The sequence below is a fragment of the Acinetobacter sp. AOR34_HL genome (assembly GCF_027854795.1).
In the GTDB taxonomy this organism is placed as follows: Bacteria; Pseudomonadota; Gammaproteobacteria; order Pseudomonadales; family Moraxellaceae; genus Acinetobacter; species Acinetobacter junii.
This window is the reverse complement of the sequence record NZ_JAKTID010000048.1, coordinates 1-10059: the sequence shown is the minus strand read 5'-3', so window position 1 is coordinate 10059 and position 10059 is coordinate 1. Positions and strand designations below refer to the sequence as shown.

General features: G+C 39.8%; 9 protein-coding genes and 2 pseudogenes. 9 read left to right on the top strand and 2 right to left on the bottom strand.

Annotation, left to right across the window (positions count from 1 at the left end):
- On the top strand, positions 1–355 hold a 355-nt coding region (locus MKL32_RS08440), incomplete at its 5' end, for an IS1595 family transposase (RefSeq protein WP_270900393.1).
- Between the two features lie 90 nt (positions 356–445).
- Here the strand turns inward: MKL32_RS08440 and MKL32_RS08435 are convergent.
- Positions 446–2383: a sigma 54-interacting transcriptional regulator gene (locus MKL32_RS08435; protein ID WP_270900392.1), complete on the bottom strand. Its 1938-nt coding sequence runs from the start codon at positions 2381–2383 to the stop codon at positions 446–448.
- Positions 2384–2599: 216 nt separating this feature from the next.
- Here MKL32_RS08435 and MKL32_RS08430 point away from each other — a divergent pair, with 216 nt between their 5' ends.
- The 8 genes and pseudogenes from MKL32_RS08430 to MKL32_RS08395 all read left to right on the top strand — a co-directional run bounded on the left by MKL32_RS08430 (position 2600) and on the right by MKL32_RS08395 (position 9482).
- Positions 2600–3082, top strand: coding sequence for an MSMEG_0572/Sll0783 family nitrogen starvation response protein (locus tag MKL32_RS08430; RefSeq protein WP_204379396.1), 483 nt, complete (start codon positions 2600–2602; stop codon positions 3080–3082).
- 24 nt (positions 3083–3106) lie between these two features.
- Positions 3107–4099: a Nit6803 family nitrilase gene (locus MKL32_RS08425; protein WP_270900391.1), complete on the top strand. Its 993-nt coding sequence runs from the start codon at positions 3107–3109 to the stop codon at positions 4097–4099.
- A 35-nt stretch (positions 4100–4134) separates the two neighbouring features.
- Positions 4135–5214 (top strand): MSMEG_0568 family radical SAM protein, encoded by a 1080-nt coding sequence (locus MKL32_RS08420; RefSeq protein WP_126132472.1) that lies wholly within the window; start codon positions 4135–4137, stop codon positions 5212–5214.
- Positions 5215–5224: 10 nt separating this feature from the next.
- Positions 5225–5788, top strand: coding sequence for an MSMEG_0567/Sll0786 family nitrogen starvation N-acetyltransferase (locus tag MKL32_RS08415; RefSeq protein WP_126132473.1), 564 nt, complete (start codon positions 5225–5227; stop codon positions 5786–5788).
- On the top strand, positions 5788–6834 hold the full coding sequence (locus MKL32_RS08410) for a sll0787 family AIR synthase-like protein (protein WP_126132474.1): 1047 nt from the start codon (positions 5788–5790) through the stop codon (positions 6832–6834). Before MKL32_RS08415 ends, MKL32_RS08410 begins: the two co-directional genes overlap by 1 nt.
- Positions 6822–7112 (top strand): MSMEG_0570 family nitrogen starvation response protein, encoded by a 291-nt coding sequence (locus MKL32_RS08405; RefSeq protein WP_008941947.1) that lies wholly within the window; start codon positions 6822–6824, stop codon positions 7110–7112. Before MKL32_RS08410 ends, MKL32_RS08405 begins: the two co-directional genes overlap by 13 nt.
- Before the next feature lie 10 nt (positions 7113–7122).
- Complete coding sequence (locus tag MKL32_RS08400) at positions 7123–8424, top strand: MSMEG_0569 family flavin-dependent oxidoreductase (RefSeq protein WP_270900390.1); 1302 nt, start codon at positions 7123–7125, stop codon at positions 8422–8424.
- A 160-nt stretch (positions 8425–8584) separates the two neighbouring features.
- Positions 8585–9482: pseudogene (locus MKL32_RS08395) on the top strand (IS5 family transposase).
- Between the two features lie 84 nt (positions 9483–9566).
- Here the strand turns inward: MKL32_RS08395 and MKL32_RS08390 are convergent.
- Positions 9567–9965, bottom strand: a pseudogene (locus tag MKL32_RS08390) (tyrosine-type recombinase/integrase); the annotation flags it as partial.
- Positions 9966–10059 lie beyond the last annotated feature (94 nt).

Below are 10059 nucleotides of genomic sequence, written 5' to 3'. Positions count from 1 at the left end.
AGAAATTGTGCCTGATTGCTCCAAAGCTACGCTACAGGGTATTATTCGGGGGCATATAGAGCTTGATTCTGTGATCAATACAGATGGATGGAGAGCCTATGATGGTTTAGTTGATATTGGTTTTGACAAACATTTAAGAGTGAATCATGGGGACAACGAATTTGCATGCGGGGAGCGTCATATTAACAGCATAGAATCATTCTGGGGATATGCTAAAAAGCGACTCGTCAAGTTTAATGGAATTGACAAAAAGATGTTTTATTTGCATCTTAAAGAAACGGAGTATCGCTTCAATCATCGGAACGGTAATTTATATCTCGATTTGCTTAAATTACTCCGTAACAATCCTCTTTAACTTCCTAAGCCCTAAGCTAAATTAGTTAAAGCTGCAATTTAGGATGAATTGGGTTTGCAGACTGAATTATTTCATTTAAGCAACGTCGTCTTAATACTTTATCTCTAGTTTTTTGAGTTTAGAAATGAGTGTAGTGGGGTTAATTCCTAAAAGCGTTGCTGCTCCATTTTCACCAAAGATTTTTCCATCACATTGTTTAATGGCTAAATTTAGATTTCTAATTTCTAAATCTTTTAATTGCTGGATTGTTATGATCTGTTGAGCTGAAAAATTTTCTGCACTCTTAGATGATGATTTGTTTCCGTGTAGTAAATCTTGTTCAAATAAATATTTAAATGAAATAGCGCCTTGTTTTGCAGTAATCATTGCTCGCTCAATTACATTTTGTAGCTCTCGAATATTTCCAGGCCATTCATATTGTTGTAATTCTAAAATATGTTTTTGTGAAAAAGGTAAATAATTGACTTTGCGTTTTTCACAAATCAGTTTCGAAAAATGGCTAACCAAAAGAGGGATATCTTCTTTTCGATCACGTAATGCAGGAGAGTAAATGGGAAATACATTCAAGCGGAAGTATAAGTCTTCACGGAAATTTTTGAGCTTAACTTCTTCTTTGAGATTACGATTAGTCGCTGCAATAATCCTAACATCGACGTGGCGAGTTTTTTCCTCACCAATTCGTTCAAATGTTCCTTCTTGTAATACTCTTAATAATTTACTTTGTAATTCTAGTGGGATTTCACCAATTTCATCTAGAAATAAGGTTCCTTGATCTGCAAGTTCAAATCGACCAGCTCGATCACGGACAGCACCTGTAAATGCACCTTTTACATGACCGAAAAATTCACTTTCAAACAACTCTGAGGGAATGGCTGCACAGTTAACACGTATAAGAGGTTGTTGTTTACGATGACTAGATTGATGGATTGCACGTGCAATTAGTTCCTTTCCTGTACCCGATTCACCATAGATCATGACATTGGCATCAGTAGAAGCAACTACTTTAATTTTTTCAATGATTTGTAAAATAGAGGCACTATTTCCTACAATTTCATGATATTGGTTCTCTTGTAATATTTCTTCCTGCAAATATTCATTTTGTTGTTCTAGTCGACTTTTCAAGTCTTGGAGTTCGTTGAGAGCATGGGTAAGTTGCTTTTCTGTATTTAAGCGTTCGCTAATATCTCTAAAGACTACAACTGCACCAATGATCTCGCTATCACGGATAATTGGGGTACTTGTAAATTCAACAGGAAAAAAACTGCCATCACGTCGCCAGAAAATTTCTTGTATCCCCTCATGCACTACACCATCATGTACAGCCGCATATATTGGGCACTCCTCGACAGGATAATGTGTGCCATTTTCATGAGTATGATGATGTATTTTATGGATATTTTTACCAAGTACATCTTCTGGTTTTAAACCTAGCATTCTCGCGCCAACGGGATTTATAAAGGTACATAATCCTTGTTTATCGATACTATAAATTCCATCACCTACTGAGCTTAGCAGCAAATGCTTGCCAGTGTCAGAATCAATAAAAAGTTCTTGTAGAGCTTGCCATTCTTTAAGCCCTGCACGAATGACTTTATCTGCATTTTTATTCAGTTGACGTAGCTCTAAGTCTTTGACATCGACTAAGGACCAAATGAGCAGAGTCTTATTCTTATATGGGATTGAAACAGAGCTGACATCGAATTGAATTTTTTCTCCATTTTTATCAAAAGCATATAGCTCATTATTCCATGCATAGCCTTTAGCAAGTGTTTCTTCTGTAAACGCCACTAAGTTTGGTAGTTGACTAAAATGACCAAAAATAGAGGTGACGGTCTTTTGAATCAATTCGTGGCGTTCATAGCGGAGTAATTTCGTAGCACTAATATTTACATCAATAAACTGATTTTGATGTGGGTCTAAAACGAGTAAGGCTTGAGAAGTGTGTTCAAAGGCAAGTGGGCGAATTGAATTCTCAGTAGTTACCCAATCGGAAATGAAGTCAGTATTATTCATGCTACGAAATTTCATAGAATAGGTTATGAAATTTCATAATACTACGAAAAATCATAGCCTTCCAGAATTATATTTATCACCTAAAATAGCCGTTTTAAAAATATTAATTATTATATTTCAATGGTATAAGAATTAATCTCTACCAAAAAATAGAACTTGGCACAGCTCTCGCAATAAAACATTCAAACCAAACAATGGTTGATTGTAAATAGGATAAAACGAGGAGCTACTATGCCACAAGTTGATATTGAACAATACAAAGATGGTGATTTTCTTGTCGATTATGAAGAAAAGGTCTTTGAAGATGTAAAAGCGCAGCCAGGCGAAAAAGCATTAGTGACATTCCACACTGTAGCTTTTGAAGGGTCTATTGGTTTAGTTAATGTCCTCCAAGCCAAACGTTTATTACGCAAAGGTTTTGAAACCAAAATCCTGCTTTATGGTCCAGGTGTGCAGTTAGGTGTGCAACGTGGTTTCCCAACTTTAGGTGCTGAAGCTTTTCCTGGACATTTGGCGGTCAATAATCAGCTTAAAGCCTTTATGGAAGAAGGTGGTGAAGTTTATGCCTGCCGATTCGCATTACAAGCGCTATATGGTCAAACCGAAAAAGCATTAATGCCAGGGATTCGTCCAATCAATCCTTTAGATGTAATGGACTTGAAATTACTGATGCGTCGTGACAATGCACTGATCATTGATACTTGGACTGTTTAAAGATTTAAGAAAGGGGAATAAGACATGAATCAGATTGTAAAAGCAGCAGCAGTACAGTGTAGTCCAGTGCTTTATAGCCAAAAGGAAACCGTACAAAAAATCTGTAATACGATTTTAGAGCTAGGTAAACAAGGCGTACAGTTTGCTGTTTTTCCTGAAACCGTTGTGCCTTATTACCCTTACTTTTCTTTTGTACAACCACCGTTTGCAATGGGTAAGGAACATTTAAAGCTTCTCAATGAATCTGTGGTTGTTCCTTCTGAAGCAACCTTTGCGATTGGTCAAGCCTGTGCTGAAGCAAAAATGGTGGTTTCTATTGGGATTAATGAGCGCGCGGGTGGAACAATCTACAACGCACAGCTGTTATTTGATGCTGATGGTTCAATCATTCAGCATCGTCGAAAAATTACCCCAACTTATCATGAACGTATGGTGTGGGGACAAGGCGATGGCAGTGGGTTGCGTGCGATTGATTCTGCTGTCGGGCGTATTGGGTCACTGGCATGCTGGGAGCATTATAACCCTTTGGCACGTTTTGCCTTAATGGCAGATGGAGAACAGATTCATGCTGCCATGTTCCCTGGTTCATTAGTCGGACAGGTGTTCGCTGATCAGATCAGTGCCACTATTCAGCACCATGCTTTGGAGTCAGGTTGTTTCGTAGTTAATGCGACGGCATGGCTACATCCTGAGCAACAACAACAAATTATGAAAGACACTGGTTGTGAAATTGGTCCAATTTCAGGTGGATGCTTCACTGCTATTGTATCGCCTGAAGGGAAATTTCTAGCCGAACCTGTTACTCAGGGTGAAGGTTATTGTATCGCTGACTTAGACTTTTCATTAATTGATAAACGTAAACGCATGATGGATTCGGTTGGTCATTATAGCCGTCCAGAATTATTAAGTTTATTGATTGATCGTCGTCCGACACAGGTACTACATAAACTTAAAGTCGAATCTTCAGATTTAACAAATCTTGAAAAGATTTCCAGATTTACGGAAGAGCAGGTTTAAGCCTTATTAAACCAATTCTATAGAGAGGGGTGAGTATGTCTGCAATACAACTTTTGACTGATTTGCAATGTAACGGTCTGAAATGGGATGGTGAATTTGGTCTATCTCGTAAAGGCGGTGCAGGGCCAAGTGATCATAAGGCACTCAGCCTAGATGGGCAGACGATGATGATTCCAGTGTTGAATCTAGCTGCACAAGAGTCTCCATACAGTGCCAAAGCTGATCCAGATTCTGACCAAGTGATCGTATTTAAAAACCGGATTCCTGTAGCAACATTAACAGCCCCATCTCGTCCAAAGTTTTATGACTTAACTACAGACGAAGGTATTCCATATGAGCAAATTGCAACTTTGCATAGCCACGATGTCTTGGCAACAACAGTGTTACAACATTGCATTCGTATGAATGATAAAGCTACGGCTTGTCAATTTTGTTCGATTGACCAATCTTTAAAAAGTGGTCGTACTTTAATTCGGAAACGTCCTGAACAGCTCGCAGAAGTTGCAAAAGCAGCTGTGGAACTTGATGGTGTACAGCAAATGGTCATTACCACTGGCACACCGAATACGCCTGATCGTGGAGCAGAGATTTTATATGACAGTGTGAAAGCTATTCTGGCTGAAGTGAATTTGCCTATACAAGTGCAATGTGAGCCACCCGATGATTTTGCATGGTTTCAAAAGTTAAAAGATGCAGGTGCGGTGTCAATTGGTATGCATCTTGAAGCGGTGAGTGATCGGGTACGTCATAAAATTATGCCGGGTAAAGCAGAAGTTTCAATTAATACATATTTTGCAGCATTTAAGGCGGCAGTTGAGGTATTTGGTCGGGGGCAAGTAAGTACCTATATCTTAGCTGGGCTAGGCGATACAGAAAAAGAAATCATTGAAATGACTGCCAACTTGACCGAGATGGGCGTTTATCCGTTTGTAGTGCCATTTGTACCAATTCAGGGAACAGCACTTGAACATCATTCAAAACCTGAGCAAGCCTTTATGCAGGCACTCTATCCAAAAATTGGTGAGCAACTCCGTCTACATGGGCTTAACTCGGAAGACACTCAAGCGGGTTGTGCCAAATGTGGAGCATGTTCTTCACTGAAAGCTTATGAGTAGGAGAAACAGTATGCAACTTTCTGGTTATCCATGGTTAATAGAATTAAATGAAGACCTTAAACAGTTTGTCACAGATGACATTGTTATCAAGGTGGTCACTGAAGACTGGGAACGTCGTCAATATTATCGCCTGCGAGAGGCAACTTTTCGCGATGAACAAAAGATTCTAAAAGAAGACCGTGATGAATATGACTTTAAAGCTCTAGGTATTGTTGCGATTGGGCAAATGTTTGGTGAGCATGATCATGTCATAGGTGCAGTGCGGATCTTCCCGAATGGAGCAAATACATGGTGGGGTGGGCGTTTATGTGTAGAGCCATTATACCGCCATCATCATGCTATTGGTAAAGCGCTGATTAATGCAGCCGTATCCACTGCCAAAAATTTAGGCTGTACCACATTCCTTGCGACGGTTCAGCAACAGAACGAACGTTATTTTCAAAAGTTGTGTTGGGACACTGTAGATGAGCTGAATGTTGCAAATATTCCGCATGTGCTCATGCAGGCTCAAGTTGAAAATTACCCATTACAACATGTGGTGATGCAAGCTTATAGCTATAGGGAGGTCTGCTGATGAGACTTTCAGAACTACTCCCACAACTGCAAATCACGCCAGCAATGCAGTCTAAGCAAGATATTCATGCGATTAAATCGCAGTTGAATCTGAACATTCACACTATACAAGATTTATATGCATTACCTGCGGATGATGCTGCTGCGATGCAATTCGGTGAACAATATTTATTGAATGCTTGCGAAGGAATGCTACCAAGTTTTGTGGCTAAGCACCCTTATTTTGCAGGATGGTCTGCGGTGATGGCAAATGTGAGCGACATTGCAGCAATGGGTGGGCGAGCTTTAACTGTGGTGAATAGTTATTGGCATACCGATACACAAAGTGGTCAACAGTTATTTGCTGGCATGCAAGCAGCTTGTGATGCCTATGGCGTAAAGCTTGTGGGTGGACACACCAATATTCATACAGATTTTCAACCTACGCTCTCCGTTGCCATACAAGGATTGGCGAATCATTTGCTCTCGGTCTTCCATGTTCAAGCGGGGCAGAAGATATTAATTGCACTGAATATGCAGGGCAAATTCCATGAGCAAACCACCTATTGGAAATGTTTTGAACATGTTCCTGCTGCGGTTTTAAAGACTCAGTTGGAAGTATTGCCCGAAATTGCAGAACAGCATCTCGCGTATGCGGCACGCGACATCAGTAATGCAGGAATTTTAGGCAGTTTGTTAATGCTACTTGAGGCAACGGGATCAGGAGCGAATCTTTGGTTAGATAAGATTCCGAAACCGCAACATACAGATTGGTTGAAATGGCTTCAAATTTTCCCAAGTTATGGCTTCTTACTGACTGCCGATAGCGAAGAATGTGAGGACATCATTGAATTATTTGCTTCACAAGATATTGATTGTGCGGTGATTGGTGAGGTCACAAATTCTGGCAAGGTACAGATTCAGCAGCAGAATGAGCAACAGATTTTTTGGGATTTTCAACAACAGGCTTTTACTGGGCTGAATTATCAAAAAGTCCTTGCACAAGCTCCATTTTCCCATCTTTCCCTACATGTACAGCAACAGGAGCCAACATTATGCCAAGTGTAAATTTTACCGTGAAATGGCCAAATGGTGAGCTGATTCAATATTACTCTCCATCCACGGTGATTTATGAATATCTAGCTAAAGGACATTCATATCCAGCAATACAGTTTTTAAAGTTGGCTGAAGATGGGTTATCAGCTGCATCAGAACGAGTACGAGTACGTTATGGCTTTGCATGTAGTTCAGCCATGGACAGTCTATCCACGATTAAACGCCAAGCTAACTTATTCGCCTTAAAAGACGAAGACCAAATTGAAATTACTGAAATGCACAATGAATAAGGGGAACATGATGTTTAATATGCAAATTCAAGATTTACAACCAAATTATGACGTCGTGATTGTTGGTGGTGGCCAGGCAGGGTTATGTATCAGTCATTATTTACAAAAAGCAGGGATTGATCATGTGATTCTAGAAAAAGAATCAGAGTTGACCCATAGCTGGCGCAGTAAACGGTGGGATAATTTCACTTTGGTTACCCCCAATTGGCAATGTTTGCTTCCAGAGCATCCATATAACGGTAATGACCCTGATGGATTTATGAAAAAAAATGAAATTGTTGAATATCTCGACGACTTCATTGAAAAACTGAATCCACCAGTTTTATTAAATGTTCAGGTTAAGCATGTTGCTAAAATTGCACCTCAACACTTTGAAATTGAAACTAGTTTAGGCACAGCTACTGCTAAACAATTAGTTGTAGCGGCTGGTGGTTATCACACTCCAATTTATCCAAAACTAAGTGATCAAGTCCCTGAACAAGTGTTGGTAATGCATTCAGAACAATATTTTAATGTGGAACAGTTACCTGAAGGTAATGTTTTGGTTGTCGGTTCAGGACAATCAGGTGCCCAAATTGCAGAAGATCTACATTTGGCAGGTAAAAAGGTCTATCTTTCTACGGGAGATGCACCACGCTGTGCGCGTTTTTATCGTGGTAAAGACGTAGTGAAGTGGCTTTATGAAATGGGTTATTACGAAACAACTGTCAAAGATCACCGATATAGTGAAGAGGTTCGTAACAGCACTAATCATTATGTGACTGGGCGAGATGGTGGTCGTGATATTGATCTACGTAAATTTGCATTAGAAGGTATGCGATTGCTTGGAAGATTTGAGGACTATAAGGAAGGTCAGTTTGTCTTCCGTCCAGATTTAATCCAGAACCTAGACATGGCAGATGCAACTTACAATCGTATTAATGCCTCTATTGATAACTATATAGAGAAAAATAATATTGTTACTGAAGAGCCAGCATCTGTATATCAGCCACTTTGGCAGCCAGAACAGGAAATTACCCATATTGATTTAGTTGAAGAGAACATCACTTCAATCATTTGGTGTATCGGATTTAGACCAGACTATTCTTGGATTGATTTAGATATATTTCAAACAAATGGATATCCCAAACATGATCGCGGTATTACCGTTGACCCTGAAGTAAGCTTTATTGGTTTACCTTGGTTAAACACATGGGGTTCAGGACGCTTTATGGATGTTGCTAAAGATGCTGAGTTTATTGCTGATCATCTGATTCAACAATTAAACGTTACACCTCTGCATATATCCTCAACATTATCATCATTGGCTTAATTATCAGTCAGCTGAATAGTCTCAACTTTCGGCTGCATCAAATCTCCAATATTGTTAAAAAACATAGGGTAGCCAAAATGAATCAACAACCTTTTGTAATTAATATGGCTTTGTTGCACAAAGCTGTTCTTAAGGGCTTCTGCGGCAATATAATTCTCAGATGAATAAGCCTACACAAAATTTATCGTACAACCAATTGGCCCGCATATAACCGAGCTCTCATTAATCGTGCGAATATTGCCATTTGGTTCGATCCAAAAACACAATAGTATGCAGAACCTCAAGGCAAACAAGGGCGAAATCAAACCTACTCCGACATGGCGCTTCAATGCTGTTTGATGATCAAATCTCTATTTGGCCTCACTTTACGCATGGTTACTGGTTTTGTTCAAAGCTTAATTAAACTTTGCGGATTAGATTGGACAACACCAGACTTCACGACGCTTTGTAGAAGACAAAAGTATATTGATATTCAAATTAGCTACCAGAAAAGTCGTGATGGGCTGCATCTACTCATCGACTCAACGGGTTTAAAATTTTTAGGTGAAGGCGAATGGAAGCGTAAGAAGCATCAGCCTGAATACCGTCGCCAATGGCGTAAACTACATATTGGTATAGATGCCAAAACCCTACAAATACGAGCAGTTCAGCTTACAATCAATAATGTCAGTGATTCACAGGTGCTTGGTGATTTACTTAATCAGATTCCACAAGATGAGCAGATTGACTCTGTTTATACCGTTGGAGCTTATGACACCAAGCAATGCCGTCAGGTCATTGCAGATCGGCAAGCGCATGCGGTGATTCCACCTAGAAAAAATGCGAAACCATGGAAAGATACAAAGAGTAGCTCGCTAGAGCGAAATGAATTACTTCGAACAGTTAAACGTTTAGGCAGGACACTATGGAAAAAATGGTCAGGCTATCATCGCCGCAGTTTGGTAGAAACTAAGATGCATTGCATTAAATTATTAAGAGATAAACTCAGTGCTCGGAATTTTGATAGCCAAGTCAACGAGATGCATGCACGTGTAGCAGTCCTCAACAGATTTACGTAATTAGGTCGACCACTTACCCAAGTTACGCCTTAAATTTGACTCAATTAGGGGCGCTTTGCATATCAAATCTTTGTGCAACAAAGCCTAATTTTGGCAACAGTACTTTGCCCAAGCAGTCATTATGCCTTTTCGCTTTTCTAGATAGGCTCCGCGTAAATATGCTGCTTCAACTTCGTCTGGTAGCTTATGTGCAAGCACATGCTCACAGACTTCTCTAGCGTAGTCTGTTTTGTCGGCTGACCAATCACGGAATGTGGAACGAAACCCATGGGTTGTAATCACCCGATTTTGTTTGGGGTCAATATAGCCTAAGCCATTTTCTTTAAGCTTCTGTTCATGCATTCGTTTGATCAAGGTGGCTAAGGACATATCTGAAAGCATTGCACCATTTCGAGGTGCTGGAAAAATGAAATCTTGTGGTTGAGTATATGGCTGAATAGACTCAAGCAAACTCATTGCTTCTTCGGACAATGGCACACGATGCCACTGCTGTCCCACAAATATCACAAGATGAACCTCAATTGAGGTTCTTCTTGTTTTCGCCATTTTTTATCAGGCACAAAGAGTGACCTTAAAA

What these genes read in the sequence shown, in the direction of transcription:
- MKL32_RS08435 (WP_270900392.1), bottom strand. Translation starts at nt 2,383, where the DNA reads ATGAAATTTCGTAGCATGAATAATACTGACTTCATTTCCGATTGGGTA.
- MKL32_RS08430 (WP_204379396.1), top strand. Translation starts at nt 2,600, where the DNA reads ATGCCACAAGTTGATATTGAACAATACAAAGATGGTGATTTTCTTGTC.
- MKL32_RS08425 (WP_270900391.1), top strand. Translation starts at nt 3,107, where the DNA reads ATGAATCAGATTGTAAAAGCAGCAGCAGTACAGTGTAGTCCAGTGCTT.
- MKL32_RS08420 (WP_126132472.1), top strand. Translation starts at nt 4,135, where the DNA reads ATGTCTGCAATACAACTTTTGACTGATTTGCAATGTAACGGTCTGAAA.
- MKL32_RS08415 (WP_126132473.1), top strand. Translation starts at nt 5,225, where the DNA reads ATGCAACTTTCTGGTTATCCATGGTTAATAGAATTAAATGAAGACCTT.
- MKL32_RS08410 (WP_126132474.1), top strand. Translation starts at nt 5,788, where the DNA reads ATGAGACTTTCAGAACTACTCCCACAACTGCAAATCACGCCAGCAATG.
- MKL32_RS08405 (WP_008941947.1), top strand. Translation starts at nt 6,822, where the DNA reads ATGCCAAGTGTAAATTTTACCGTGAAATGGCCAAATGGTGAGCTGATT.
- MKL32_RS08400 (WP_270900390.1), top strand. Translation starts at nt 7,123, where the DNA reads ATGTTTAATATGCAAATTCAAGATTTACAACCAAATTATGACGTCGTG.